This is a genomic window from Pseudomonas sp. Root329, assembly GCF_001424925.1.
In the GTDB taxonomy this organism is placed as follows: Bacteria; Pseudomonadota; Gammaproteobacteria; order Pseudomonadales; family Pseudomonadaceae; genus Aquipseudomonas; species Aquipseudomonas arabinosi.
Window position 1 is genome coordinate 1 of record NZ_LMCV01000016.1, and the last position, 25,957, is coordinate 25,957.

The window sequence follows — 25,957 nt, forward strand, 5'->3', positions numbered from 1 at the left end:
GCAATAGCTACTTTGTTCATGGCAACGGTCTCCGGTGAGCCCCCTGTGAAAGCTTAGTGGGCGATCACAGAGGGCAGCGGGGGTAGCCATTTCATTATTTGGGCAGTGCCTAGCTTTAGCCTTTCACTGCTTTCCAGAGTTTGCCGGCAACCATCACACCCGCCAACACCACCGCACCCGCCACAATCCCCGCCACCGCATTCAGCAACGTCGGCACGATAAACCCGGCACCGCCCGCCCCTGCGCTGACACTCTCAATCCAGTGATGAACCACCGGCACGCCGTGGGTGAGAATTCCGCCACCCACCAGGAACATCGCCGCCGTGCCGATCACCGACAGGCTTTTCATCATGTACGGAGCCGCACGCAGAATCCCGCTGCCAATGCTTTTGGCCATCTGTCCAGGCTTCTGGGTCAGCCACAAGCCGAGGTCGTCGAGTTTGACGATGCCAGCCACCAGGCCATACACACCAATGGTCATGACGATGGCAATGCCCGAAAGCACGATGACTTGTTGGGTCAGCGAGGCATCCGCCACGGTGCCCAGGGTGATTGCGATGATTTCTGCAGAGAGAATGAAGTCGGTGCGGATGGCGCCTTTGATCTTGTCCTGCTCGAACGCCACCAGATCGACCGCCGGATCAGCCACGGCCTCGACCAGCTCTGCATGCTCGGCCTGGTCTTCAGCCTTGCTGTGCAGGAATTTATGGGCCAGTTTTTCGAAACCTTCGAAACACAGGTAAGCGCCGCCGATCATCAACAACGGCGTGACCAGCCACGGAATGAACGCACTGATGGCCAACGCCGAGGGCACCAGGATCAGCTTGTTGAGAAACGAGCCCTTGGCCACCGCCCACACCACCGGGATTTCCCGCTCGGCACGCACACCGGAAACCTGTTGGGCATTGAGCGCCAGATCGTCGCCGAGCACGCCAGCAGTCTTCTTGGCGGCCATTTTGGTCATCAACGCCACATCGTCGAGTACCGCGGCAATGTCGTCGATCAGCAACAGCAAACTGCTTCCTGCCATGAATCAGGTTTCCTTCTTGAATGAATGCCGCGCAGCATAGCGCGGCCGGGTACCGCACGGGGCATTCTTGAGCGCCGCGCGAGGCCGGTGCTACCATGCGCAACCGCCAGAACAGGCAAGGAACCCCCTGGTTTATGAGCACCATCCGCGAGCGCAACAAAGAACTGATCCTGCGTGCCGCCAGTGAAGAATTTGCCGACAAGGGCTTCGCTGCGACCAAAACCAGTGACATCGCAGCCAAGGCGGGATTGCCCAAGCCCAACGTCTACTACTACTTCAAATCCAAGGAAAACCTCTACCGCGAGGTCCTGGAAAGCATCATCGAACCGATTCTGCAGGCCTCGACACCGTTCAACGCCGACGGCGTGCCCAGTGAAGTGCTGAGCGGCTACATCCGCTCGAAAATCCGCATCTCCCGCGACCTGCCCTTCGCCTCCAAGGTGTTCGCCAGCGAAATCATGCATGGCGCGCCGCACCTGAGCGCTGATCTGGTTGAACGGCTCAACGGCCAGGCCAAGCACAACATCGACTGCATCCAGACCTGGATCGACCGCGGCCAGATCGCCCCGATCGACCCCAACCACCTGATGTTCAGCATCTGGGCCGCGACCCAGACCTATGCCGACTTCGACTGGCAGATTTCCGCGGTGACCGGGAAGGCCAAGCTCGATGAGGCCGACTATGAATCGGCGGCGCAGACGATTATCCGGTTGGTGCTCAAGGGGTGTGAGCCGGACTGATACACCGCGGCGCCCTCTTCGCGAGCAAGCCCGCTCCCACATTGGATCTTCGGTGTTCACAAATCCCCTGTGGGAGCGGGCTTGCTCGCGAAGGGGGCAACGCGGTCCTGAGACTAAAGCCAAATGGCATCCCACAGCGGATAGTCGCCAAGCTTCTCCACCAGCCCCGCCCGCAATGGGTTGGCGACAACATATCGAGCAAACTTCACCAAATCTTCCTCTCGCCGCACCGCATGATCATGAAAGCTCTGCTGCCAAAGACTGCCTGCCCTGCCAGTGGCGGCATTGATTGCTCGAGTACTTAACGATTTGGTCTGGCACATCAACTGGCCCAGCGACCCTTTTTGCAACTGGACAAGCCAATGAAAATGATCAGGCATGACGACAAAGGCCAAAGAGTCGGCAAACCCTTGGTCCTGTGCTTGTTTGAATTGGTGTACGACCAATCTTCCCAACGTGAAACCCCTGAAAACCGGCTCCCGCTTCAGGGTATTGGCAGTCAGGAGATAGATCCTGTTTTGCTCGGCATAGCGGCCGATTCGCAGGCGATGCGAAGCTGACAGTTCAGGCATTCCTTTGCCTTCTCTAACGATGAATTCATGAGAAGGCTAGACCTGCGAATGCTTGAGGGTGCGGCAGACTTTTAGCTGGATGTGTCCGGGAGATTGCCTTCGCGAGCAAGCCCGCTCCCACAGTGGGTTGGCGGTGTTCACACAATTTGTGTCCACCACCGAACCAGTGTGGGAGCGGGCTTGCTCGCGAAAGCGGTAGATCAGTCACTACATAATCAAGCAGTCACCCCCGCATCCGCCTGCAACCCCAACGCCTCGATTGCATTGATCGCACATTGCTCATCAACATCGGATAGATCCCCGCTGATACCCACCGCCCCCAGCACGTTCCCGTCCTGATCCCGAATCAATACACCGCCCGGTGCCGGGACGACGCTGCCCTGCCCCAGACTGTTCAAAGCGGCGATAAACGCCGGTCGTTGTTGTGCGTCCAGCGCCAGCAGGCGTGAGCCTTTGCCCAGGGCGATGGCGCCCCAGGCTTTGCCGATGGCGATCTGCGGTCGCAGCAGGCTGGCGCCGTCTTCACGCTGCAGGGTGACCAAGTGTCCACCCGCATCCAGTACTGCGATGGTCAATGGAGCCGCCGAGATTGCACGCCCTGCGGAAATAGCCTGATTGGTCAGGTTGACTGCGACTTTCAAGGTTAAAGCGCTCATGGTGCCGTCCTCATTTTGTTATAGGGAAAGCTACTGGACTGCGTTTTGTTCAGAAGTCCGATGCAACAAATAGAACACAATGAGTTATTTTTTTGTATACAATAATTTTCGAAAAGCGCCACATGCGACGAAAAGCCACAGTAGATCGGGCTTCCGACGAATGAAACGTCCGCTTGAGAAAATGGATTGACCTGCGCCGTCCGCCGTGAATACACTCTGCGCAAAGCCACTTGTATACAATTACAAAACGTAAGAGGCACAAAACCATGAGCAAAATGAGAGCAATCGAAGCCGCCGTTCTGGTGATGCGCCGTGAAGGGGTTGATACCGCTTTTGGCATCCCCGGCGCCGCGATCAACCCGCTGTACTCCGCCTTGCAGAAGGTCGGTGGCATCGATCACGTCCTTGCTCGCCACGTTGAAGGCGCCTCGCACATGGCCGAGGGCTACACCCGCACCAAGGCCGGCAATATCGGCGTGTGCATCGGCACTTCCGGCCCGGCCGGTACCGACATGGTCACCGGGCTCTACAGCGCCTCGGCCGACTCGATCCCGATTCTTTGCATTACCGGCCAGGCACCCCGCGCCCGTATGCACAAGGAAGACTTCCAGGCTGTCGACATCACCTCGATCGTCAAGCCAGTGACCAAGTGGGCAACCACCGTCATGGAGCCGGGCCAGGTGCCTTACGCGTTCCAGAAAGCCTTCTACGAAATGCGCTCCGGCCGTCCAGGCCCGGTGCTGATCGATCTGCCGTTCGACGTGCAGATGGCTGAAATCGAATTCGACATCGACGCCTACGAACCACTGCCGCTGGCCAAGCCAACCGCTAACCGCGTGCAAATCGAGAAGGCGCTGGCCATGCTCGACCAGGCCGAGCGTCCGTTGCTGGTGGCCGGTGGCGGCATCATCAATGCCGACGCCAGCGAGTTGCTGGTGGAGTTTGCCGAGCTGACCGGTATCCCGGTGGTCCCGACCCTGATGGGCTGGGGCACCATTCCGGACGATCACCCGCTGATGGTGGGCATGGTTGGCTTGCAGACTTCGCACCGCTACGGCAACGCGACCATGCTCAAATCCGACATGGTGCTGGGTATCGGTAACCGTTGGGCCAACCGTCATACCGGTTCGGTCGACGTGTACACCGAAGGCCGCAAGTTCATTCACGTCGACATTGAAGGCACTCAGATCGGCCGCGTGTTCACCCCGGACCTGGGCATCGTTTCCGACGCCGCTGCCGCGCTGACCGTGTTCATCGAAGTCGCTCGCGAATGGCAAGCCGCCGGCAAGCTGAAAAACCGCAGCGCCTGGCTGCAAGACTGCCAGCAGCGCAAATCCAGCCTGCAGCGCAAGACTCACTTCGACAACGTGCCGGTCAAGCCGCAACGCGTTTACGAAGAGATGAACCAGGTGTTCGGCAAAGACACGTGCTACGTCAGCACCATCGGTCTGTCGCAGATTGCCGGCGCGCAGTTCCTGCACGTCTACAAACCGCGTCACTGGATCAACTGCGGTCAGGCAGGTCCTCTGGGCTGGACCATTCCTGCAGCGCTGGGCGTGGTCAAGGCTGATCCGACCCGTAAAGTTGTGGCGCTGTCGGGCGACTATGACTTCCAGTTCATGATCGAAGAGTTGGCGGTGGGCGCGCAGTTCAAGCTGCCGTACATCCACGTGGTGGTGAACAACTCGTACCTGGGGCTGATTCGTCAGGCTCAGCGCGGTTTCGACATGGATTACTGCGTGCAGCTGTCCTTCGACAACCTGAACGCTCCGGAACTCAACGGTTACGGTGTCGACCACGTCGCGGTCGCTGAAGGCCTGGGCTGCAAGGCGCTGCGTGTGTTCGAACCGAGCCAGATCCAGCCTGCCCTGCGCAGGGCTCAGGAGCTGATCGAAGAGTTCAAGGTGCCGGTGATCGTCGAGATTATTCTGGAGCGTGTGACCAATATTTCCATGGGCACCGAGATCAACGCCGTCAACGAATTCGAAGACCTGGCGCTGGTCGGCAACGATGCGCCAACCGCGATTTCGTTGCTCGATTAAGTTGACCTGATACCTGTAGCAGCTGCCGAGGCACGAGGCTGCGTTGCGTGTCCGCAGGACCGCCGTCGGGGGCCGCTTCGCAGCCCAACGCAGCCTCGTGCCTCGGCAGCTGCTACAGGCACCTATTTTTAACGGGAGACAACCATGCCGCGTTTCGCAGCCAACCTGTCCATGCTGTTCACCGAGCAGGATTTTCTTGCCCGTTTTGAAGCTGCCGCCAAGGCCGGCTTCAGCGGTGTCGAATACCTGTTCCCTTACGATTTCAGCTCCGCCGAGATCAAAGCCAAGCTCGATGCCAATGGCTTGACCCAAGTGTTGTTCAACCTGCCGGCCGGTGACTGGGCCAAGGGCGAACGCGGTATCGCGTGCCTGCCGGACCGGGTTGAAGAGTTCCGCGCCGGTGTCGATCTGGCGATTGCCTACGCGAAAGTGTTGGGCAACACCCAAGTCAACTGCCTGGCCGGTATTCGCCCACAAGGCATCGACGATGCCACCGTGGAAAAAACCTTCGTCGCCAACCTCAAGTACGCCGCCGACAAGCTGCAAGCGGCGGGTATCAAGCTGGTGATGGAAGCGATCAACACCCGCGACATCCCGGGTTTCTACCTGAACAACACCGCGCAAGCCCTGTCGATTCGCGAACAGGTCGGCAGCGCCAATCTGTTCCTGCAATACGACATCTATCACATGCAAATCATGGAGGGCGACCTGGCCCGCACCATGGCTGCGCACCTGGGCGAGATCAACCACATCCAGTTGGCCGATAACCCTGGGCGCAACGAACCGGGCACCGGTGAAATCAACTACCGCTTCCTGTTCGAACACCTGGACCGCATCGGTTATCAGGGTTGGGTTGGCTGCGAATACAAGCCGCTGACCACCACTGAAGCGGGTTTGGGCTGGCTCAAAACCCACAACGCAATCTGACGCAGATCCCTGTGGGAGCGGGCTTGCTCGCGAATGCGGTGTGTCATTCAGCATTCACGTCGACTGACACACCGCATTCGCGAGCAAGTCGGATCGCCGCACCGCCGCTCCCACACAAAGCGCTCCCCCTATTTGCTTGAGCAACACAAAAACAAGAGGATTTTCTCATGGCTAAAATCGGATTTATCGGCACCGGCATCATGGGCCACCCAATGGCGTTGAACCTGCAGAAAGCCGGTCACAGCCTGTTCCTGTCGGCGCACCACGACCCTGCTCCTGCTGACCTGATTGCCGGTGGCTCCGTCGCCCTGGCGAACCCGAAAGAAGTCGCGCAAGAAGCCGAATTCATCATCGTCATGGTGCCGGATACCCCGCAGGTCGAAGACGTGCTGTTCCGCGCCGACGGTATTGCGGCCGGTGTTGGCAAAGGCAAAGTCGTGATCGACATGAGCTCGATCTCGCCAACCGCCACCAAAGCCTTCGCTGCCAAAATCAACGAAAAAGGTGCTCAGTACCTCGACGCGCCTGTGTCTGGCGGTGAAGTCGGCGCCAAGGCCGCGACCCTGAGCATCATGGTCGGCGGCGATGCCGATGCCTTCGAACGCGTTCTGCCGCTGTTCCAGGCGATGGGCAAGAACATCACGTTGGTGGGCGGCAACGGCGACGGTCAAACCGCCAAAGTGGCTAACCAGATCATCGTGGCGCTGAACATCCAGGCCGTGGCCGAAGCCCTGCTGTTTGCTTCGAAAAACGGTGCCGATCCAGCCAAGGTCCGTGAAGCGCTGATGGGCGGTTTCGCATCCTCGAAGATCCTCGAAGTGCATGGCGAACGCATGATCAAAGGCACCTTCGACCCAGGCTTCCGCATCAGCCTGCACCAGAAGGACCTGAACCTGGCCCTGGCCGGCGCACGCGAGCTGGGCATCAACCTGCCGAACACCGCCAACACCCAGCAAGTGTTCAGCACCTGCGCGGCCATCGGCGGCAGCAACTGGGACCACTCGGCGCTGATCAAGGGCCTGGAACACATGGCGAATTTCTCGATTCGCGATAAGTAAGCCCTGCACAAAACCCTGTGGGAGCGGGCTTGCTCGCGAAGGCGGCTGTTCAGTCAATGAATAGGTTGACTGACACACCGCTTTCGCGAGCAAGCCCGCTCCCACAAGGATCCGAGTTGCTCCAACTCCAATAACAAGAAATCCGGGAGCCCGCCATGTCGGTCAATCCGCAACAATTCCTGCGCGAGCTGTTTGGCACAGCCATCGACGCGGCCCATCCGCAGCAAGTCCTCGAAGCCCATTTGCCCAAAGATCGCAGCGGTCGGGTGATCGTCATCGGCGCCGGCAAAGCCGCCGCGGCCATGGCTCAAGTGGTGGAGCGTTGCTGGCAGGGTGAAGTATCAGGTCTAGTGGTGACGCGTTACGGTCACGGCGCCCCGTGTGAAAAAATCGAAGTGGTTGAAGCCGCTCACCCGGTGCCCGATGCTGCCGGTCTGGCGGTCGCCAAACGCGTGTTGGAACTGGTCAGCAATCTGACTGAAGACGACCGAGTGATCTTCCTGCTCTCGGGCGGTGGCTCTGCCCTGCTGGCGTTGCCCGCGGCCGGCATCACCCTGGCCGACAAGCAGTCGATCAACAAAGCCCTGCTCAAATCCGGCGCCACCATCGGCGAGATGAATTGCGTACGCAAGCACCTCTCGGCGATCAAGGGCGGCCGCCTCGGCAAAGCCTGCTGGCCTGCCACTGTTTATACCTATGCGATTTCCGATGTACCGGGCGACCTCGCCACGGTCATCGCCTCAGGCCCTACCGTGGCCGACCCGAGCACCTCCGCCGAAGCGCTGGCGATCCTCAAGCGCTACAACATCGAAGTCCCGACCTCGGTGCGCAACTGGCTACAGAGCCCGGAATCGGAGACGGTCAAACCCGGCGATCCGAGCCTGGCGCGCAGTCACTTCCAATTGATCGCCCGTCCGCAGCAGTCGCTTGAAGCCGCTGCGGTGAAAGCGCGTCAGGCCGGTTTCAGCCCGCTGATCCTCGGCGACCTGGAAGGCGAATCCCGCGAAGTAGCCAAGGTTCACGCCGGTATCGCCCGTCAGGTCGTGTTGCACGGTCAACCATTGGCGGCGCCTTGCGTGATCCTCTCGGGCGGTGAAACCACGGTCACCGTCCGCGGTAATGGCCGTGGCGGACGCAACGCCGAATTCCTGCTGAGCCTGACCGACAGCCTCAAAGGCCTGCCCGGTGTCTACGCGCTGGCCGGCGACACCGATGGCATCGATGGCTCCGAAGACAACGCCGGCGCAATCATGACCCCGGACAGCTACGCCCGCGCCGCCGCCCTCGGCCTGAGCGCAAGCGACGAGTTGGACAACAACAATGGCTACGGCTATTTCGAGGCGCTGGATGCGCTGATCGTCACTGAGCCGACCCGCACCAACGTCAACGACTTCCGTGCCATCCTGATTCTCGAGAGCCCTAAAAATGACGCCTGACAAGAAGGTTAAAATCCTCGCCACCCTCGGTCCTGCCACTAACGGGATCGACGACATCCGTGAGCTGGTGCAGGCCGGGGTCAACATCTTTCGCCTGAACTTCAGCCATGGCGATCACGCCGACCACGCTCAGCGCTATCAGTGGATTCGTGAAGTCGAGCGCCAGCTGAATTATCCGCTGGGCATTCTGATGGACCTGCAAGGCCCGAAACTGCGGGTCGGCAAGTTCGCCGAGGGCAAGGTGCAACTGCATCGCGGTCAGGCCTTGCGGCTGGATCTTGATCCGACGCCGGGCGATGAACGCCGGGTCAACCTGCCTCACCCGGAAATCATCGCTGCACTCGAACCGGGCATGGACCTGCTGCTGGACGACGGCAAGTTGCGTCTTCGCGTGGTCACCAAGTACTCCGACGCCATCGACACCACGGTGCTGAATGGCGGCGAGCTGTCGGACCGCAAAGGCGTGAACGTGCCGCAAGCGGTGCTGGAACTGAGCCCACTGACCGCCAAGGACCGTCGCGATTTGAGCTTTGGTCTGGAGCTGGGTGTGGACTGGGTCGCGCTGTCGTTTGTGCAGCGCCCGGAAGACATTCGCGAAGCGCGTAAACTGATCGGCGACAAAGCGTTTTTGATGGCCAAGATCGAGAAACCATCGGCGGTGACTCAATTGCGCGAGATCGCCGAATTGAGTGACGCGATCATGGTTGCTCGCGGTGACTTGGGCGTGGAAGTACCGGCCGAAAGCGTGCCGCAGATTCAGAAAAACATCATCACCATCTGCCGTCAGCTCGGCAAACCGGTGGTGGTGGCGACCCAGATGCTCGAGTCGATGCGCTTCTCCCCCGCCCCGACCCGTGCCGAGGTGACCGACGTTGCCAACGCCGTGGCCGAAGGTGCGGATGCGGTGATGCTGTCGGCGGAAACCGCGTCCGGCGAGTACCCGCTGGAAGCTGTGCAGATGATGAGCAAGATCATTCGTCAGGTGGAAAATGGTCCGGACTATCAGGCGCAACTGGATGTGAGCCGGCCTAAGGCTGAGGCGACTGTTTCCGATGCGATCAGCTGCGCGATTCGTCGCATCAGCAACGTGCTGCCGGTGGCGGTGCTGGTGAATTACAGCGAGTCCGGCACCTCGAGTTTGCGTGCGGCGCGGGAACGGCCGACGGTGCCGATCCTCAACCTGACGCCGAACCTGCAAACCGCTCGCCGGTTGACGGTGGCGTGGGGCGTGCACTCGGTGGTTAATGATCGGCTGCGGCAGGTGGATGAGGTGTGCTCGACGGCGCTGGAGATTGCCCAGGCGCAGGGCATGGCCAAACGTGGCGACACGTTATTGATCACGGCGGGTGTGCCGTTTGGGCAGCCGGGGTCGACTAACTCCTTGCGCATAGAGACGTTGATCTAGCGCCTGTACCGGCCTCTTCGCGAGCAAGTCGAATCGTCGCACCGCCGCTCCCACATTTAATCTGTGATCGACACAAAACTAATGTGGGAGCGGCGGTGCGACGATTCGACTTGCTCGCGAAGCAGGCAACTCGGTCCCCCAGACACACCACAGACCTCATCATGCCTGCCAACCACTTCAACACCCACTGCCCCGACTGGGCCACTGCCCTGCTCAACGGCTTCAGCCAGATCTTTCTCCAGCGCCATCCGCTGTGCGGTCTGCTGTGCCTGTTGGCCATTCTTTTCACCGCGCCCGCCCTGCTCGGCGGTGCACTGCTGGGCGGTGTCGCCGGGTTGCTCACCGCGCAACGACGCGGCTATGCCAAGGCCGATCGACAGGCCGGGCTCTTCAGTTACAACGGTGTCTTGCTCGGCTTGCTGCTGAGCCTCTACTTCCCGTGGTCAGCGATGTTGCCGCCGCTGATCATCGCCGCGGGCGGCCTGAGCGCGATGTTCACTCAACAGTGGCTCAAACGCGTCCGGGTCAGCCAATACCTGCCCGCCTACACCGCGCCCTTCGTGGGGCTGGGCTGGTTGCTGCTGTGCTTCGCCACGCCCTCGACAAATGCGCACTTGATCGAAATCAACACACTGAACATGCTCACCGCACCACTGAAAGGCCTCGGCCAGGTGATGTTCCTCGATCATCCGCTGGCCGGTGCGATGATTGCCGTGGGTTTGCTGATCGCTGATCGCCGCGCATTCTGCTGGGCGTTGTTGGCGTCTGTCGCGGGCATGGGCTGGAGCATGCTGCATCACGACTTCTATACCGCATTGATCGGCCTCGGTGGCTATAACGCCGTACTCGCCGCCCTCGCCTTCAGCTCGCAGCGCCAGAAGCCTTGGCTGCCCCTGGTCGGTATTGCATCAGCGCTGTTGCTGACGCCAGTGTTTGCCGCCATCGGTCTGCCAACGCTGACCGCGCCGTTCATCCTCGCCTGCTGGCTGATCCGTGCGGGTAATCGAGTGCTACGCCAGACCGCTGTCGACAGTGCGCCTTGTGCTATTGAGCGCCAAACCAAGGGTGGCGCCTGAAAGGGCTGAATCTGCATTCAGCGCAATGGGTCAGTCTTGCAAGCCAATGGCAGATCCGACCGCGCGCCCCAACTTTCATCGTATCCCTGATCGTGGGTGGCGAGGGTTTCGACGACTTCCAGGCAGTTGCCCTGAAGCTGCGTGATGTAGGCCTGAATCATTTGAGGCGGCACGACCTTGTCATTCAAACCGATGAAATGACGTTGCGGCAGCGCACGCAACTTGTCGCGAAACTCCAGAGGTGTCACCGGCTTCGAGAATGGCGCGAGCTGCATCAGCTTCGCCCACTTTACTGGGTCGAGATTCCCGGCAATCGTTTGCACCTGAGTGACGTCGTTACGAGAACCCGCAAGGATCAAGGCAATCGCCGCGCCGCCCGAGTATCCGACCAGTTCGAACTGCTCCACGGCAAAGCGGCTTTTCAGACGATCAAGGGCCGCGTTCATGCTCTCTATGACCAATGGATTGAAACGACCGGAAGTCCACAAATCAGTGTTGCAACCCGGTGATGTCACGAACTGACAAGGGCGCGCCAGATAGGCGCTGGGCCCCCGATCTCCAGCGGCCAATCTCGCCATCAAGGACACGCGAGGGGTCGGATCGATACTCGGTTGAGACCGTGTCGCCCACGCCCGACCATCGCCTTCAATGTAGACACGCAGATGTTTGTAGCCCCCTGGTGGCGGGAGCAAGGCCATGAGTGTGTAAGGTGAACTATCGAGCGTGCCAGGAGTAAGCGAAGTGCCTTGGCTTACCGCCCGCAAATCGACTTTACCCGCGCACCCGCTGAGCCCGAGGAGCGCGAAGCCGATGGCGGCCAGTGCTTTAAACAGGGTTTTAACCTGTTGATCAGACGCAACGGTCCGCCAGCGCGAACCGTTGCAATCCAGTCGATCAAAAAGCGTAGCGCGCTTCAAGGGTAAAGGTGTCGGCGTTAAAACCGGTCTTCGCTTGATAGCTGTAATGGGTCCCCAGGGTTAGAGCATCAATTTGATACTTCACCCCTAAGCGACCTTCATAACTATCACGTACCGGACTGGCTCCCGAGACAATGAAAGGCGAGCCGCCCAAGGTGAAACTGGAGGTCTGATTGATCTGGTCACCGATGAAGTCATGGTAAGCCATCACGCTCGCTTCAGGTGTAAGGGTGCCATTGAGCAATGGCACGTCAGCGGCCATTCGCAACCCGGCACCCAGCTCGCCAATTTCGAAGCGCTGGGCATTGGAGTGCAGGGCGGCCGAAGAGCCATGCTCATTAAAGCTGTCCAGCTGAATATTGGTGTAACGTGCGGCGACACGCGGTTCGACAATCAGTTGGTCAGTGAGTTTGAAGGTATAACCGCTCAAGGCGCTCAGAGCCCATGCGTCACTGTTGTAGCTGGCTTTGGCCACGCTGTCGGCGATATAACGTTTGCTGTCATTGTCATTGCGCCCGTAACTGAGGCTGCCATCGACAAACCAGTTGCGCAGATCCCAGCTACCGTACAGCGTCAATGCGCTGCCCTGTACATCGGTTTTATTTCCGGTGTCGGAAGTGACGTTAGTGTTCAGATACGAATAGGCCAGACCCACGGTGGAATTGGCATTCAGCTTGCCATCTGCCCCCACTGCAATACCGCTGCTGTTGGCCGAGTAACCGACGACTGCATCACGGCTGTCCTGATCCTGATTGCTGCTCAACCCCTGAACCCATACGCCGGTTTCTGCCAGCGAATCCCCTGATGAGAGCCCCGAGCGCAGACCGGACACTCGGTTGCTGATCGCTCCATTCATCATCGCCTGACCCGACACTGCCGCATTGACCGCCCCACCGCTGACTTCCGGAGCCAGTTGCTCGCCGAGCTTTGCCAATTCCTTTTGGGAGGAGGCGTTGGCAAAGGCTTTGAAGACTGCATCATCACTGTTCAATTGTCCCAACGGACCATTCTTGAAGCGATTGAGGATCTCGCGGGTGCTGCGGGAGGTGCCGATGCTCCCCTGCTCTTCATCCACCTGACTGTCACTTTTCAGTGTGACCAGTGCGTTAACAGTCTGGGCATCGGTTGTATAGCTGGCGACGTTCAACAACGAAGACGAACTGGTGACGCTTAACCCGTTGTTCTGCAGGCTGCCGGCCTTGACCAGTGTGTATTGAGTGCCGGCAGCGGTCGGCGTGAAATCACCTGGTTTGGCATTCAATGTCACTTTGGAGGACTGGGCGAAGGTGGCCTTGCCGTCCACCGTCAAATAAGGCGTACCGGGCGTGACGCGATCCGAAAGCAACATATCGATGCCACTGTTGGCACCGACGTTCAGGTCGCCGGTAATCACGACCCCCTGATTTTGCAGATTCAGAGAGCCCGACGTCACAGAAACCGTGCTGTCGATTTTGCTACCGGTGTAATTGGCCTGACCCGCGACATTCACCCCATTGAGGTTGAGCAGATCGCCCTTGATTGCACCGCCGGTCCAGTTCAGTTGCGCCAACCCTGCGCCATCGATGGCCGCTGCATGATTGCTGCGAATTTCGCCACCTTGCTGGTTGATCTCGAACGCTGATGTCTGGTCCGCATCGACCCGGATCGCAACACCGTCCGCAGTGATATTGCCGGCGTTGATAATGCCCCGAGCGCCAGACACAGCATTTTGCGTGAAAGTGGCCCCCCTGAGCTTGATGCCAACGGCGTCTGCACCCGATGCCTCAATAGTCCCGGTGTTGAGCAAATAATCGACTGAACCCTCCCAAAACACGATAGCCTCGGAGTTCTTGCCAACGCTCATGATCGAGCCGCTGTTCTCGATCCTCAACGCGCTGGTTTGGGTCTCGACGTGAAAAGCGGAGGCGTTCTGACCCGTGGCACGAATCGTTCCTGAGTTGAGCAGCCTGCCGGCGATGCTCACGGGAAGCACGCCATGGGAATCCAGAATCAGCCCCGTGGCAGATTCACCCTGCACATCGACAACACCACTGTTGATCAGATCACCGCCAATAGTGGTCCCATGGAGGTAGATACCCTCAGGCTCGCCATAGATATTGGCTCCCGATGCCTGGGTGATGGAGACAGTCCCGGCGTTGATGACATTGCCGGTGATAGTGGTATTGGCGATCTCGATTCCCTCAGCGCTATTCACGTTGGAAAGAGAAAGCTTGCCGGCATTGATGAAGTCACCCTGAATGTTGCTGCCGCTGGTGTTGCGGAAACTGACATCCAGTCCGATCCCGGTCACCGTCGCGCCTTGAGCGTCGAAATTGAAGTCGCCCCGGTTAATGAGTGAGCCCGCGACGGTGTTCTGGAAGAACGTGACACCCGTTTTGTCCGTGTTGCTCTGGCGGGTCCGTTGCCCGGTCAGAGTCAAGGTTTCACTGAGGGTTTGACCACTCCAGTCCTTGAAACCCTGGCCCAGGTCGTACTCGCTGGCAAATACCTGAGCGGTCGAAGCGCTGACAACCATTGCCAGCAGGCTTTTCTTGAAAAACTGACTATCCATATCGCTTCCGTGTGGTTTTGAAACCCATCGCCTGAAATCTGGGCAGCACATCGAGACAAAGGTTCTTGTTCTGTGGGAAGTCGCTATATCGACGAGATAATCAATTTCTTAAGCCATGAACGATTAAAACCGGCTGAACACGGCGTACCTGGCGTCCCGCTTGCGCAATCCTCGCCAATCACCCAGGCTTCTCTGATTTTCGGCTTGGGCAAGACCTTATGGAAAGCAACAACGACTGGCGCCATCGCCTCTACGTCATGATTTTCCAGAGCGATACAGTGGCTGGGCGGCGCTTCGACGGCATCCTGCTGTTGATCATCCTCGCCAGTATTGTGATCGTGATGCTCGACAGCATCGATGCGGTTCACCAGAACTACGCCAACGTGCTGGCGTACATCGAGTGGGGCTTCACGGTCATCTTCGCCATCGAATACGGCCTGCGCCTGTACTGCTCGCCCAAGCCGTTGCGCTATGCGTTCAGCTTTTATGGGCTGGTGGATTTGCTGGCGATCGTGCCCGGCGTTCTTGCGTTGTACTACGCCGATGCGCAGTACTTGCTGATTATCCGGATCATTCGGATGCTGCGGATTTTCCGCGTGCTCAAGCTCAGCCCGTACCTCAAGCAAGCCAACTATCTGATGTCCGCATTGCGCGGTAGCAAGCAAAAGATCGTGGTATTTCTGGTCAGCGTCTGCACCCTGGTGACGGTATTTGGCACCTTGATGTATGTGATCGAAGGCCCGGAGCACGGCTTCACCAGCATTCCCAAAGGCATCTATTGGGCTATCGTCACGCTGACCACCGTAGGCTTTGGCGACATCGTGCCGAAGACGCCGCTGGGTCAGGTGATTTCGTCGTTGGTGATGATCACTGGTTACTCGATCATCGCCGTGCCGACGGGGATTTTTACTGCCGAACTGGCCAACGCGATGCGCGGCGAACAACTGCAACACGACTGCCCGGTGTGCAAGAAAAACAGCCACGAACATGGCGCAGCATTCTGCTCACGGTGCGGTAATCAGCTATTCAAGAAAATGGAATAAGCAAAGTGCTTTTTAATCTTTAAAGGACTATGCGAGCCCCGTTATAGTCGCGGGCAAATTGCCTCACTTTTAAATAAAACTTAAGAACAAGGACTGCGCAGTGAAAAAACTCTTTGGCGCCTCACTTCTGGCCGCTGGCCTGGCACTGACCAGCATGGCTCAGGCCGCACCGACCCTGCTTAACGTTTCCTACGACGTGATGCGCGATTTCTACAAGGACTACAACACTGCCTTCCAGAAACACTGGCAAGCCGAGCACAACGAAAACATCACCCTGCAGATGTCCTTCGGCGGCTCCAGCAAACAGGCGCGTTCGGTGATCGATGGCCTGCCGGCTGACGTCATCACCATGAACATGGCCACCGACATCAACGCCCTGGCGGACAACGGCAAACTGGTCCCGGACAACTGGGTTACCCGCCTGCCGAACAACAGCGCGCCGTTCACCTCGGCCACGGTGTTCATCGTCCGCAAAGGCAACCCGAAAGCCCTGAAAGACTGGCCCGACCTGCTCAAGGACGGCGTGCAGGTGATCGTGCCCAACCCGAAAACGTCGGGTAACGGCCGCTACACCTACCTCTCGGCGTGGGGTTATGTGCTGAAAAACGGCGGTGATGAAAGCAAAGCCAAAGACTTCGTTGGCAAGCTGTTCAAACAAGCGCCGGTCCTCGACACCGGTGGCCGCGCAGCCACTACGACCTTCATGACCAACCAGATTGGTGATGTGCTGGTGACCTTCGAAAACGAAGCGGAAATGATTGCCCGTGAGTTTGGTCGTGATCAGTTTGAAGTGATCTACCCAAGTGTTTCCGCCGAAGCCGAGCCGCCGGTGTCGGTGGTCGATAAAACCGTCGACAAGAAAGGCACTCGCGCTGCTGCCGAGGAATATCTGAAGTACCTGTGGTCGCCGGAAGGTCAGGAGATTGCGGCGGCGAACTACCTGCGTCCGCGTGATCCGGCGGTGTTGGCCAAGTACACCGATCGCTTCCCGAAAGTGGATTTCCTGTCGGTGGAGAAGACCTTTGGTGACTGGCGGACTGTGCAGAAGACTCACTTCAATGATGGCGGGATCTTTGATCAGATCTACAGCGGTCAGTAATTCCTGAGCCCCACGAAAAAGGCGACCTGAGAAGGTCGCCTTTTTTGTGCCCGAACACAAAACTCATGTTCGCTGAAGATCCCCTGTGGGAGCGGGCTTGCTCGCGAAAGGAGTGTGACAGTCAACATAGATGTTGAATGTTATGGCGCCTTCGCGAGCAAGCCCGCTCCCACACCCGCCATTACATCGGCGGTGTCACGCCGTCCTTGCCCGCCGCAATCGACTGAGCCGTCAGCGTCCCATCGGAACTCTGCGTCACAAACGTCACGATCTTCACACCCACCTTCAGCAAACTGCGATCCCCCGGCACGAGGTTCACGATCGGCACATCTTCCGGCACCAGAATCTTCTGCTGCCCGCCCTTGTAGTTGACGGTCAAAACCCGGCCATTGCTGACGACCAAATCACCGACGCTGCCATTGGTCATGCTACTGCCCTTGGCCAAATCAAACGGCCGATGTCCATCACCGCTACCCGCCAGTTCCGGCGGGAAGACATGGACTTCCAGTGCCTTGAGGGTTCCGTCCTCCTGCGGTATGGCAGCCGAGCCGATGTAGCTGCCGGGTTTGATGTCTTCAATATTCGCCAGGGTGACGGCGCGGACTTTGGTGTCCTTGGTCAGGTTGATCACCACGTTTTCACCGCTGTTGACGTGGACTTTCAGCACGTCGGGGCTGACCCCGGTGATTTCGCCGCGAACGCCGATGCGCATGCCTGGCGCGTCAGCAGCCTGGGCAATACCTGCCGTGAACAAGCCGATCAAGGTAACCACTGAAGCGCCGCGAATCAGGTGACGAAACATCGCATTCATGAAAGTGCCTTCCTTTTTATGAAACGTGAAGAGAGAACATAAGCACGCTATCGAACAGGATGTAAGTGAATGTATCATCGGACCTCAATGTTTTGACGCAAGGCTCCTCGATGGACATCACACACGTCCGTCACTCATTCCGCAACGGAATGATTGCTATCACTCCAAACCCTCTTCTGCCCATTCCGATAGCCCTTTAGCCTGCGCGCATTCTCTTTTGCTCAGCGAGACCCGTTATGAACCCAGCGACCCAGGTGCCCCACGGCACCGCAACAATGACCCGAGGCATGGTGCTGCTGTTTGCCTTCTGCTGCGGCGCCATCGTTGCCAACATTTACTACGCCCAACCGATCATCGGCCTGATCGCACCTGACATCGGCCTGACCAGCACCATGGCCAGCCTGATCGTTTCGCTGACCCAGATCGGTTACGCGTTGGGTTTGTTCTTCCTGGTGCCACTGGGTGATCTGCTGGAAAACCGCCGCTTGATGATCATCACCACGGTGGTGGCGATTGCCAGTCTGTTGGGCGCTGCGTTCACCGATCAGCCAAATGTGTTTTTGCTGATCTCGCTGCTGGTGGGGTTCAGTTCGGTGTCGGTGCAGATCCTGATTCCACTGGCCGCGCATCTGGCACCGGAAGAGTCTCGTGGCCGTGTGGTCGGCGGGATCATGGGCGGTTTGCTGCTGGGAATTCTGCTCGCTCGACCGGTGTCCAGTGTGGTGGCTGACCATTTTGGCTGGCGTGCGATGTTTGTGATTGCGGCGGTGCTGATGGCGGCGATCAGCATCGTGTTGGCACTAACGATTCCCAAGCGCCAGCCTGACCACAGCGCTTCTTATGGTCAGTTGCTGGGCTCTCTGTGGACTCTGTTGCGTCAACAACCGGTGTTGCGTCAGCGCGCGTTTTATCAGGGGTGCATGTTCGCCACCTTCAGCCTGTTCTGGACCGCCGTGCCGCTGGAACTGGCGCGCAATCATGGCTTGTCGCAAACCCAGATCGCGATCTTCGCCCTGGTCGGGGCCATCGGCGCCATCGCCGCACCCATTGCCGGTCGACTGGCCGATGCCGGCCACACCCGCATTGCTTCACTACTGGCCCTGCTGTTTGCCAGCCTGAGCTTCCTGCCGGCGTTCATCCATCCGGTCTACAGCGTTATCGGCCTTGCCGTGACCGGCGTGGTGCTCGACTTCTGCGTGCAGATGAACATGGTCCTCGGCCAACGCGCGGTCTACGCCCTCGACGCCAAAAGCCGCAGCCGCCTGAATGCGCTGTACATGACCAGCATTTTTATCGGCGGCGCGTTTGGTTCCTCGGTGGCCAGTGCGGTGTATGAACATGGCGGCTGGTTGTGGATCGTGATTGTGGGTAGTGCGTTTCCGCTGCTGGCGTTGTTGCGGTTCTTGGGTGTTTCAGAGAAGTGTTCGTTGGCTACGGCATAGTCCACCAATAGCTTCGCGGGCAAGGGTTAGGCGCCCGCGAAGGCAATGGTCTCGATTTCACTCAGTGCCGAACCAACTTCTCCATCGCCGCATCTGCCAGAAATGAAGAGCGGCTTTTGACATTGTGCTCACGCACATATCGATCAATGCGCTGAATCACATAGCCGGGCAGCGTCACATTGACCTTCTCGGTTTTGCCCATGTACGGCGCGATGTCCAGCTCAAGCATTCCCCAGCCCATGTCGGCAAAGTCCGGATTGCCACGGTGAGCGGCAGCAGACGTAGGCATGGGAATCGACTCCCCGTCAGCTGCAATCTCCTGAAGCATGATGTGAGCAATCTCGACCGCCGCGTTATAGGCATCTTCAAACGTATCCCCGGCCGTTACGGCGCCTGGAATATCGGGGATCTGAATACCGATGGCGGTGTTCTCGTCGCCCCACTCGATACAGATTGGATATTGCATTATGGATCTCCTGCATAACTGGCTCCCGGGCAATACAACCCGGCTCGCCTCCTGATGCTTTTGACCGTCCCGATCGGCAAATCCTTTTTCGGATGAGGGACGGGTATCGTGTACGGGTTGTATCGGTGTTTGAAGATGTGATGGCTCCCGGTAATCCGATCCAGTATCCACCCGGCCTCCTCCAACTCCTTGATCAATAGCCTGCTCTGCACCACTCGCCTCCTTGCTCAGGCCCAAACAAAAGTAACCCTAGAGTTATCTTTACTCAAGCACAAAAACCCGGAACGCGACGCTCGGTTGTTTTACAGAGTGTGATTGCGGGCCGCGGCATTCTTCCCAAGAATGAATACTTTCGCTCAGCCTGATCCGTTACGCCGAGGTTAACCCGGATTACACTCAGCGTCCTGAGCCTGACGCGATGCTGGATGCGATTCGCGGCTGAACCGATCAAATGCCGCCTGAGCCGCGGCATGTTCTTTCAAGGAGTGTGTAATGACCCGACGTACCTTCCTCATCACCGGCGCCAGCAAAGGTATCGGCCGCGCGGTCGCCGAACATCTGGACCGCGCGGGTCATCGAGTGGTCGGAATCGCCCGATCGCCCGACCTGAGCTTTCCCGGCATTCTGTTTCCGCTGGATCTGAGCGACAGGGCACTGACTCAGGAAGTGCTGGCGGATCTGGCCAGGACTTATGAGTTCGACGGGCTGGTGAATAACGTCGGTCTGGTCCGCCCGCAGGTGCTGGGGGAAATCGACCTCGACACGTTCGACGACGTGATGCGGGTCAACCTGCATTCGGCCTTGCAGGCCACTCAGGCGCTGCTGCCGAACATGCGCGCCAAGGCCTGGGGTCGGGTAGTGAACATTTCCAGCCTGACCGTGCTGGGTATCACGCAGCGCACCGCCTACGCGGCGGCCAAAGCGGCGCTGATCAGCTTCACGCGATCCTGGGCGCTGGAACTGGCGCAAACCGGCGTGACGGTAAACGCCGTGGCGCCGGGGCCGACTGAAACGGAGCTGTTTCGCGCCAACAATCCACCGGGCAGCGAAGGTGAAGCGCGGTATCTGGCCGGCGTGCCGATGGGTCGGCTGGGGCAGCCGCAGGAGATCGCGGCGGCGATTGCGTTTTTGTTGTCCGAGCAGAGCGGGTTTATCACCGGGCAAACCTTGTTTGTCGACGGTGGGTCTTCGATAGGCAAAGCGGCGTTCTAACCAACAACACCCATCAAATGTGGGAGCGGGCTTGCTCGCGAAGACGGACTGACATTCACCATTGATGTCGACTGATACACCGCTTTTCGCGAGCAAGCCCGCTCCCACATTTTGATCTTCACAAGGACTTCGAATGGACCGCCAGGCCGCAATGGAAACCTTCGTCTACGTGGTAGAAACCGGTTCCTTTTCCGCCGCCGCCCAGCGCCTGAATATCGGCCAGCCCGCCGTGTCGAAAGCCATTGCGCAACTCGAATCACGCCTTGCCGTGCAACTGCTGTTGCGCTCGACCCGAGGCCTGACACCTACTGAAGCCGGCCAGGCCTTTTTCGAACGGTCCAAGCGTGCCATCGAAGAAGCGGACGAGGCCGACAACGCTGCTCGCGGTGCCGCCAGCGGCCTGACCGGTAACCTGCGTATCTGCGCCGCCGTGACCTTCGGCCGGCTGCATATCGTTCCGCACCTTGAGCCTTTCCTCGATCTGAACCCGGACCTGAACATCGATTTGATGCTGGACGATCGCAACGTCAATCTGGTGGAAGAAGGCGTCGGAAGAACAGGCAGTAATCATCAACGGTCAAATCCGCGTCAACGCCGCCGAAGGTCTGCGTACAGCCGTGCTCACCCATCAAGGGCTGACCATGGCGTCCGAATGGATGTTTGCACCGGAACTGGCCAACGGCGCGGTCAGGGAAGTGATGAAGGATTGGACGTTGCCGAATCAGGACCTTTGGGCGGTGTTTCCCACGGGCAGAATGGCCAGTGCGAAGGCTCGGGCGTTTGTGGAGTATGTGCAGGGGTTACTGACAAAGGAGGTCTGAGAAACACTCAGAAAGCAAAACGGCGATCTAAGGATCGCCGTTTCTGTCTACTGCCCGAATTGCCGCCCCAACCCACCCGGCACGCCATGGATGTCTGTCTCTTCCCATGGCCCGTTCGGGCTGATCGACCGGCTCCAGCCGTTATCCCAGCGGTAGTACGTGCGCTGGCGGTAGAAGGTGTTGGTCTGATCATCGAGAACGTACACGCCGAGCTTGGCATCCCAATGGCTGTTGCCACCCGGCGGCGGCGCGAAGCTCGCGGAGGTGCGTGGCAGCGGTTTGGCGGGCTTGGCCGGAATGCCCGGCTTACCCGGTGTCGGTGTCGTGGACGGCGTCGGACGCGGCTGCGACGGCGGGATCGGTGGCAGCCGTTCAGGCTGCTGCGGTTGGACCACGCAAGCGCTTAACCCCAAAACCATACTGAGCAGGGTGATACGAGCGATGGCGGTCATAGTGGCGATTCCTGTCATTTGTCCGGGCTGTCGATGGTCAGTGTTTGCTGCGCAGTGGTGCTGCTGGCCAGAGGCTGGCTGCGACCGATCCATTCGCCGGCAGTGGGTTTGCCGGCGCGGGAGATGCGTGCAACCAGTTGGACTTCAGGGAAGTTCGACAGTTTCAACTGCGGCATCATTGCGTCGGCGTCGCCCAGCTCAACGGTCGCCGGCAAGTCGGCCACGGTCAGCCGTTTGGCGGCCAAGGGTGCCGGAGGCCCTGCGGTGGCGCGGGCGAAGATGAATACGCTGTCGCCGGGCTGGACCTTGGCTTTCAGCTCTGGCGCCAGATCCACGCGCACCTTGAGCAATGCCGCAACCTTGGCGGCTGGCGCCTGGGCCACCTTGCCGCCGCTGGCTTCGAGTTTCTCGGTGGCCCGAGTGATGCCGCCTTGCAGCGCGGCGCGGGAACTGTCCTCCGGCGGCAGTTGCACCAGCAGGCGATTCCAGTAGTCGATGGCGTCCTGATAACGCTGGCTTTCAAAGGCAGCAATACCGAGCAACCCAAGACTGGTGACTTCTTTCGGATCGGCTTTGAGTGCTTCGTCGGTCAGGGCCTGAACCTTGTCCGACCACTTCTTGCCATCGGCGAAGTACTGGGCCTGCGCCCATTGGCCCAACAGTTCCGGCTGACGACCAGCCAGGCTCACCGTGCGTTCGAAGATCTTCGCCGCATCGCCAGGGCGATCCTGAGCCATGTAGGTGCGACCGAGGAAATACAGGCCTTCAGCCGAGTCCGGCTGAGCCGCGACTGCACGCTCCAGGCGGCGGGTCATCTCTTCCATCGACTGCGGCGCCTGGGAGAATTCGCGGGTCAGTTCGACCTTGTCGCTCGCCCCGAAATGCAGGTACAGGCCAAGGCCCAACACCGGCACCAGAATCGCCGCCAGCAACGGCCACGGCTTGCCCAGGCGGGATACGCGCGGCGCCTCGACGCCTTCGGTGTCGGCGAGCAATTCACGGGCGGCTTCGGCGCGACCGGTGTCCATTTGCGCGGCGTCGAGAACGCCCTCTTCCTGCTGAGTCTGCAACTCAGCCACGCGTTCCTGATACAGCGCGACGTTCAGGGCCGTACGATCCTCTTCAAGCTGGGCGCGGCGGCCACGCAGAACAGGGATCAGCAGAAAACTCAGGGCAACCAGAAGTAGCAGACCTGCAGCGAGCCAGAAATCAATCATTCTTGGTTTTATCCAACAGGTGGTCGAGGCGCTCACGCTCCTCGGCGGAAAGCTCATCCTTGGTGTCAGCGCGTTGCACGCGACGACGGCGGACGATCACGGCGATGATCACAAAACCGCCCAGCAACAGGCCGGCAGGGCCGAACCAGAGCACAGCAGTCTTGGCGTTCAGAGCGGGTTTGTAGCGGACGAAATCACCGTAGCGGTCGACCATGAAGTCGATGATCTGCTGATTGTCCTTGCCCTCGCCGAGCATGCGAAAAATCTCTTTGCGCAGGTCAGCGGCGATCGGTGCATTGGAATCGGCAATGTCCTGATTCTGACACTTGGGGCAACGCAGCTCTTTGGTCAGCTCGCGAAAACGCTCACGGTCACCTTCTTTGGCGAACTCGTAGGTGTCGATGGCCGCGTGCGCCACGCCGGCCATGCTCAAACCCAATACCGCGGCGGCTATCCAGCGCTTCATGGCTTGGCCTCATCAACCAGCGCCTGATACTTGGCGGCCAGTTTTTCGCGCCAGACCTGTTCGTCGATCACGCCAACGAACTTGTCGCGGATGATGCCCTTGGCGTCGATGAAGAAAGTTTCCGGAGCGCCGTACACACCCAGGTTCAAACCCAAAGTACCTTCATCGTCACGGATGTCCAGCTCGTACGGGTTGTGAAATTCCACCAGCCACTTCAAGGCGTCAGCGTTGACGTCCTTGTAGTTGATGCCGTAGATCACCACGCCCTTCTCGGCCAGTTTATTCAGCACCGGGTGCTCGACCCGGCAAGAAATGCACCAGGTGCCCCAGACGTTAACCAGCGCTGGTTTACCCAGAATGTCCGCCTTGGTCAGGGTTTTGTCGCCCTGCACGGCCGGCAGGGAAAACTCCGGGAACGGCTTGTTGATCATCGCCGAAGGCAGCTCGGCCGGGTCCAGATAGAGCCCGCGGTAAAGGAAAACAGCCACCACCAGAAAAATCACCAGTGGCAACAGCATCAACCAACGTCTCATGCCGTGGCTCCCGTCATGCCCAGTGCTTCACGCACACGGCTTTTCACCTTGACCCGGTAACGGCGATCCAACGCCGCCAGCAACCCGCCCAAACCGGTGAGCAGACCACCGAACCAGATCCAGCGTACGAACGGTTTGACGTGGACGCGAACGGCCCAGGCGCCATCGCCCAACGGTTCGCCGAGTGCGACGTAGAGGTCGCGGGTGAAACCAGCGTCGATCCCGGCTTCGGTCATCACCGAGTTCTGCACGGTGTAGAGGCGTTTTTCCGGGTGCAGCACGCTGACTTCCTTGCCGTCGCGGATCACCCTTACGGTGCCTTTGTCGGAGGTGAAGTTCGGGCCTTCGAAGTGCTTGGCGCCTTCGAACACGAAGTGGTAACCGGCCAGGTCCATGGACTCACCCGGCGCCAGACGCAGGTCGCGCTCGGCACTGTTCTGGCTCGACAGCACGACGCCGAGGGCACACACGGCGATGCCGAGGTGAGCGACCTGCATGCCCCAATAACTGCGGGTCAGGGTCGGCAGGCCTTTGATCAGGCCTTTGTGGCGAGTCTTGTCGAAGATGTCACGCACACCGGCCAGTAATACCCAGGCAGCGAGCATGAAGGTCGCGATCACCGCCCAGTTGAAATCGCCATAAGCGACACCCGCTACCACGGCTAAAGCGGCGCTGCCGAGCAACACCGGCGTCAGCATGCTCACCAGCCATTTGACCGGAGTGTCTTTCCAGCGCACCAGCATGCCGACTGCCATCACCATCATCAGCAAGGCCATCAACGGGATGAACAGTGCGTTGAAGTACGGCGGGCCGACCGACAGCTTGGCGCCGGTCATCGCATCGAGAATCAGCGGATACAACGTGCCCAGCAAAATCATCGAGGCCGCCACCACCAGCACCAAGTTGTTACCCAGCAGCAGAGTTTCCCGGGACCAGAGGTTGAAGCCAACGTGGCTCTTCACCACGGGAGCGCGCAGGGCAAACAGCGTCAGCGAGCCACCGACCACGAACAGCAGGAAAATCAGGATGAACACACCGCGCTCAGGGTCGGACGCAAAGGCGTGAACCGACGTCAGCACGCCGGAACGCACGAGGAAGGTCCCCAGCAAGCTCAGCGAGAAGGCAGCGATGGCCAGCAACACGGTCCAGCTCTTGAACACGCCACGTTTTTCCGTGACCGCCAACGAGTGAATCAGCGCCGTACCCACCAGCCAAGGCATGAAGGAGGCGTTTTCCACCGGATCCCAGAACCACCAGCCGCCCCAGCCGAGTTCGTAGTACGCCCACCATGAACCGAGGGTGATGCCGATACCGAGGAAAGCCCAGGCGACGATGGTCCACGGGCGGGACCAGCGGGCCCACGCCGCATCAAGACGACCGCCCAGCAATGCAGCGATGGCGAAAGCGAACGCCACGGAGAAACCGACATAGCCCATGTACAACATCGGCGGGTGAACGATCAGGCCGATGTCTTGCAGCAAGGGATTGAGGTCACGACCGTCCGCAGGAATCTGCGGCAGGATGCGGGCGAAAGGGTTCGAGGTAAGGATCAGGAACAGCAGGAAGCCGGTGCTGATCATGCCCATCACCGCCAAAACCCGCGCCAGCATCACTTGCGGCAACTGCCGGGAGAACACCGACACCGCGAAGGTCCAGCCGCCGAGGATCAACGCCCACAGCAGCAACGACCCTTCGTGAGCGCCCCACACCGCGCTGAACTTGTAGTACCACGGCAAGGCGCTGTTGGAGTTGCTGGCGACGTAGGCGACGGAGAAATCGTCGGACATGAAGGCGTAAGTCAGGCAACCGAAGGAGAACAGCAGAAACGCGAACTGGCCCCAAGCCGCTGGTTGAGCGAGGCTCATCCACAAGCGGTCACCGCGCCAGGCACCAAGCAACGGCACCACGGCCTGAACCAGCGCGAAACACAGCGCCAGAATCATGGCCAGATGGCCGAGTTCAGGAATATAGAGTCCGGACGTCAT

24 protein-coding genes and 1 pseudogene are annotated in these 25,957 nt (G+C 59.4%); 12 read left to right on the plus strand and 13 right to left on the minus strand.

Features of this window, described 5'->3' with window-relative positions:
- Positions 1–115 precede the first annotated feature (115 nt).
- Positions 116–1,030, minus strand: a complete 915-nt coding sequence (locus tag ASC74_RS14840; protein WP_056742048.1) for a DUF808 domain-containing protein — start codon at positions 1,028–1,030, stop codon at positions 116–118.
- Between the two features lie 134 nt (positions 1,031–1,164).
- On the opposite strand from ASC74_RS14840, the gene ASC74_RS14845 reads away from it, so the two are divergent.
- On the plus strand, positions 1,165–1,770 hold the full coding sequence (locus ASC74_RS14845; RefSeq protein ID WP_056742049.1) for a TetR/AcrR family transcriptional regulator: 606 nt from the start codon (positions 1,165–1,167) through the stop codon (positions 1,768–1,770).
- A 113-nt stretch (positions 1,771–1,883) separates the two neighbouring features.
- Here ASC74_RS14845 and ASC74_RS14850 read toward each other — a convergent pair whose 3' ends face one another.
- A complete protein-coding gene (locus tag ASC74_RS14850; RefSeq protein ID WP_056742050.1) occupies positions 1,884–2,342 on the minus strand; it encodes an REP-associated tyrosine transposase in 459 nt (152 codons plus the stop codon).
- A gap of 215 nt (positions 2,343–2,557) precedes the next feature.
- Entirely contained in the window at positions 2,558–2,998 is a 441-nt protein-coding gene (locus ASC74_RS14855) for a GlcG/HbpS family heme-binding protein (RefSeq protein ID WP_056742051.1), read from the minus strand.
- Between the two features lie 266 nt (positions 2,999–3,264).
- Between ASC74_RS14855 and gcl the strand changes: the two genes are divergently transcribed.
- From gcl to ASC74_RS14885, 6 genes are all read left to right on the plus strand, one after another.
- Positions 3,265–5,040 (plus strand): glyoxylate carboligase, encoded by a 1,776-nt coding sequence (gene gcl / locus ASC74_RS14860; protein ID WP_046046338.1) that lies wholly within the window; start codon positions 3,265–3,267, stop codon positions 5,038–5,040.
- A gap of 144 nt (positions 5,041–5,184) precedes the next feature.
- Positions 5,185–5,967: a hydroxypyruvate isomerase gene (gene hyi, locus ASC74_RS14865; RefSeq protein ID WP_046046339.1), complete on the plus strand. Its 783-nt coding sequence runs from the start codon at positions 5,185–5,187 to the stop codon at positions 5,965–5,967.
- A 167-nt stretch (positions 5,968–6,134) separates the two neighbouring features.
- Complete coding sequence (locus ASC74_RS14870) at positions 6,135–7,025, plus strand: 2-hydroxy-3-oxopropionate reductase (RefSeq protein WP_056742052.1); 891 nt, start codon at positions 6,135–6,137, stop codon at positions 7,023–7,025.
- Between the two features lie 155 nt (positions 7,026–7,180).
- On the plus strand, positions 7,181–8,461 hold the full coding sequence (locus ASC74_RS14875) for a glycerate kinase type-2 family protein (RefSeq protein WP_056742053.1): 1,281 nt from the start codon (positions 7,181–7,183) through the stop codon (positions 8,459–8,461).
- Positions 8,451–9,866, plus strand: coding sequence for a pyruvate kinase (gene pyk, locus ASC74_RS14880; RefSeq protein WP_056742054.1), 1,416 nt, complete (start codon positions 8,451–8,453; stop codon positions 9,864–9,866). The genes ASC74_RS14875 and pyk overlap by 11 nt, the downstream gene beginning before the upstream one ends.
- 161 nt (positions 9,867–10,027) lie before the next feature.
- On the plus strand, positions 10,028–10,942 hold the full coding sequence (locus ASC74_RS14885; RefSeq protein WP_056742055.1) for an urea transporter: 915 nt from the start codon (positions 10,028–10,030) through the stop codon (positions 10,940–10,942).
- Between the two features lie 17 nt (positions 10,943–10,959).
- On the opposite strand, the gene ASC74_RS32170 is transcribed toward ASC74_RS14885, so the two are convergent.
- Together ASC74_RS32170 and ASC74_RS14895 are read right to left on the minus strand one after the other, a co-directional pair.
- A complete protein-coding gene (locus ASC74_RS32170) occupies positions 10,960–11,388 on the minus strand; it encodes a serine hydrolase family protein (protein ID WP_236713296.1) in 429 nt (142 codons plus the stop codon).
- A 448-nt stretch (positions 11,389–11,836) separates the two neighbouring features.
- Positions 11,837–14,410 (minus strand): autotransporter family protein, encoded by a 2,574-nt coding sequence (locus ASC74_RS14895; protein WP_056742056.1) that lies wholly within the window; start codon positions 14,408–14,410, stop codon positions 11,837–11,839.
- Between the two features lie 218 nt (positions 14,411–14,628).
- Between ASC74_RS14895 and ASC74_RS14900 the strand changes: the two genes are divergently transcribed.
- On the plus strand, positions 14,629–15,453 hold the full coding sequence (locus ASC74_RS14900) for an ion transporter (protein WP_056742057.1): 825 nt from the start codon (positions 14,629–14,631) through the stop codon (positions 15,451–15,453).
- Positions 15,454–15,553: 100 nt separating this feature from the next.
- Complete coding sequence (locus ASC74_RS14905; protein WP_033056035.1) at positions 15,554–16,552, plus strand: sulfate ABC transporter substrate-binding protein; 999 nt, start codon at positions 15,554–15,556, stop codon at positions 16,550–16,552.
- A 181-nt stretch (positions 16,553–16,733) separates the two neighbouring features.
- Here the strand turns inward: ASC74_RS14905 and ASC74_RS14910 are convergent, their stop codons facing one another.
- Positions 16,734–17,363: a hypothetical protein gene (locus tag ASC74_RS14910; protein ID WP_177338859.1), complete on the minus strand. Its 630-nt coding sequence runs from the start codon at positions 17,361–17,363 to the stop codon at positions 16,734–16,736.
- 236 nt (positions 17,364–17,599) lie between these two features.
- Between ASC74_RS14910 and ASC74_RS14915 the strand changes: the two genes are divergently transcribed.
- Positions 17,600–18,805, plus strand: coding sequence for an MFS transporter (locus ASC74_RS14915; RefSeq protein WP_056742058.1), 1,206 nt, complete (start codon positions 17,600–17,602; stop codon positions 18,803–18,805).
- Positions 18,806–18,866: 61 nt separating this feature from the next.
- On the opposite strand, the gene ASC74_RS14920 is transcribed toward ASC74_RS14915, so the two are convergent.
- Positions 18,867–19,271 carry a type II toxin-antitoxin system HicB family antitoxin gene (locus ASC74_RS14920; protein ID WP_056742059.1) on the minus strand — a complete coding sequence of 135 codons (405 nt, stop codon included), beginning with the start codon at positions 19,269–19,271 and terminating at the stop codon, positions 18,867–18,869.
- The gene (locus ASC74_RS14925; protein WP_046046350.1) at positions 19,271–19,483 is read right to left on the minus strand and encodes a type II toxin-antitoxin system HicA family toxin; all 213 of its coding nucleotides are present in this window, start codon (positions 19,481–19,483) and stop codon (positions 19,271–19,273) included. The genes ASC74_RS14920 and ASC74_RS14925 overlap by 1 nt, the downstream gene beginning before the upstream one ends.
- 280 nt (positions 19,484–19,763) lie before the next feature.
- Here ASC74_RS14925 and ASC74_RS14930 point away from each other — a divergent pair, with 280 nt between their 5' ends.
- The gene (locus tag ASC74_RS14930; protein ID WP_046054308.1) at positions 19,764–20,483 is read left to right on the plus strand and encodes an SDR family oxidoreductase; all 720 of its coding nucleotides are present in this window, start codon (positions 19,764–19,766) and stop codon (positions 20,481–20,483) included.
- Positions 20,484–20,616: 133 nt separating this feature from the next.
- Positions 20,617–21,304, plus strand: a pseudogene (locus ASC74_RS14935) (LysR family transcriptional regulator).
- 47 nt (positions 21,305–21,351) lie between these two features.
- Here ASC74_RS14935 and ASC74_RS14940 read toward each other — a convergent pair.
- From ASC74_RS14940 to ASC74_RS14960, 5 genes are read right to left on the minus strand one after another with little or no spacing between them, the layout of a single operon-like run.
- Positions 21,352–21,756, minus strand: coding sequence for a hypothetical protein (locus tag ASC74_RS14940; RefSeq protein ID WP_056742060.1), 405 nt, complete (start codon positions 21,754–21,756; stop codon positions 21,352–21,354).
- Between the two features lie 14 nt (positions 21,757–21,770).
- Positions 21,771–22,973 carry a c-type cytochrome biogenesis protein CcmI gene (ccmI, locus tag ASC74_RS14945; protein WP_056742061.1) on the minus strand — a complete coding sequence of 401 codons (1,203 nt, stop codon included), beginning with the start codon at positions 22,971–22,973 and terminating at the stop codon, positions 21,771–21,773.
- Positions 22,966–23,439, minus strand: coding sequence for a cytochrome c-type biogenesis protein (locus tag ASC74_RS14950; protein ID WP_008145552.1), 474 nt, complete (start codon positions 23,437–23,439; stop codon positions 22,966–22,968). Before ASC74_RS14950 ends, ccmI begins: the two co-directional genes overlap by 8 nt.
- On the minus strand, positions 23,436–23,972 hold the full coding sequence (locus ASC74_RS14955; protein WP_056742062.1) for a DsbE family thiol:disulfide interchange protein: 537 nt from the start codon (positions 23,970–23,972) through the stop codon (positions 23,436–23,438). The genes ASC74_RS14950 and ASC74_RS14955 overlap by 4 nt, the downstream gene beginning before the upstream one ends.
- Positions 23,969–25,957 carry a heme lyase CcmF/NrfE family subunit gene (locus ASC74_RS14960; protein WP_056742063.1) on the minus strand — a complete coding sequence of 663 codons (1,989 nt, stop codon included), beginning with the start codon at positions 25,955–25,957 and terminating at the stop codon, positions 23,969–23,971. The genes ASC74_RS14955 and ASC74_RS14960 overlap by 4 nt, the downstream gene beginning before the upstream one ends.

Bases quoted from the DNA above. Each gene is read 5' to 3' on its own strand.
- ASC74_RS14840 (WP_056742048.1), bottom strand. From the start codon at position 1,030: ATGGCAGGAAGCAGTTTGCTGTTGCTGATCGACGACATTGCCGCGGTA.
- ASC74_RS14845 (WP_056742049.1), top strand. From the start codon at position 1,165: ATGAGCACCATCCGCGAGCGCAACAAAGAACTGATCCTGCGTGCCGCC.
- ASC74_RS14850 (WP_056742050.1), bottom strand. From the start codon at position 2,342: ATGCCTGAACTGTCAGCTTCGCATCGCCTGCGAATCGGCCGCTATGCC.
- ASC74_RS14855 (WP_056742051.1), bottom strand. From the start codon at position 2,998: ATGAGCGCTTTAACCTTGAAAGTCGCAGTCAACCTGACCAATCAGGCT.
- gcl (WP_046046338.1), top strand. From the start codon at position 3,265: ATGAGCAAAATGAGAGCAATCGAAGCCGCCGTTCTGGTGATGCGCCGT.
- hyi (WP_046046339.1), top strand. From the start codon at position 5,185: ATGCCGCGTTTCGCAGCCAACCTGTCCATGCTGTTCACCGAGCAGGAT.
- ASC74_RS14870 (WP_056742052.1), top strand. From the start codon at position 6,135: ATGGCTAAAATCGGATTTATCGGCACCGGCATCATGGGCCACCCAATG.
- ASC74_RS14875 (WP_056742053.1), top strand. From the start codon at position 7,181: ATGTCGGTCAATCCGCAACAATTCCTGCGCGAGCTGTTTGGCACAGCC.
- pyk (WP_056742054.1), top strand. From the start codon at position 8,451: ATGACGCCTGACAAGAAGGTTAAAATCCTCGCCACCCTCGGTCCTGCC.
- ASC74_RS14885 (WP_056742055.1), top strand. From the start codon at position 10,028: ATGCCTGCCAACCACTTCAACACCCACTGCCCCGACTGGGCCACTGCC.
- ASC74_RS32170 (WP_236713296.1), bottom strand. From the start codon at position 11,388: ATGAACGCGGCCCTTGATCGTCTGAAAAGCCGCTTTGCCGTGGAGCAG.
- ASC74_RS14895 (WP_056742056.1), bottom strand. From the start codon at position 14,410: ATGGATAGTCAGTTTTTCAAGAAAAGCCTGCTGGCAATGGTTGTCAGC.
- ASC74_RS14900 (WP_056742057.1), top strand. From the start codon at position 14,629: ATGGAAAGCAACAACGACTGGCGCCATCGCCTCTACGTCATGATTTTC.
- ASC74_RS14910 (WP_177338859.1), bottom strand. From the start codon at position 17,363: ATGAATGCGATGTTTCGTCACCTGATTCGCGGCGCTTCAGTGGTTACC.
- ASC74_RS14915 (WP_056742058.1), top strand. From the start codon at position 17,600: ATGAACCCAGCGACCCAGGTGCCCCACGGCACCGCAACAATGACCCGA.
- ASC74_RS14920 (WP_056742059.1), bottom strand. From the start codon at position 19,271: ATGCAATATCCAATCTGTATCGAGTGGGGCGACGAGAACACCGCCATC.
- ASC74_RS14930 (WP_046054308.1), top strand. From the start codon at position 19,764: ATGACCCGACGTACCTTCCTCATCACCGGCGCCAGCAAAGGTATCGGC.
- ASC74_RS14940 (WP_056742060.1), bottom strand. From the start codon at position 21,756: ATGACCGCCATCGCTCGTATCACCCTGCTCAGTATGGTTTTGGGGTTA.
- ccmI (WP_056742061.1), bottom strand. From the start codon at position 22,973: ATGATTGATTTCTGGCTCGCTGCAGGTCTGCTACTTCTGGTTGCCCTG.
- ASC74_RS14950 (WP_008145552.1), bottom strand. From the start codon at position 23,439: ATGAAGCGCTGGATAGCCGCCGCGGTATTGGGTTTGAGCATGGCCGGC.
- ASC74_RS14955 (WP_056742062.1), bottom strand. From the start codon at position 23,972: ATGAGACGTTGGTTGATGCTGTTGCCACTGGTGATTTTTCTGGTGGTG.
- ASC74_RS14960 (WP_056742063.1), bottom strand. From the start codon at position 25,957: ATGACGTCCGGACTCTATATTCCTGAACTCGGCCATCTGGCCATGATT.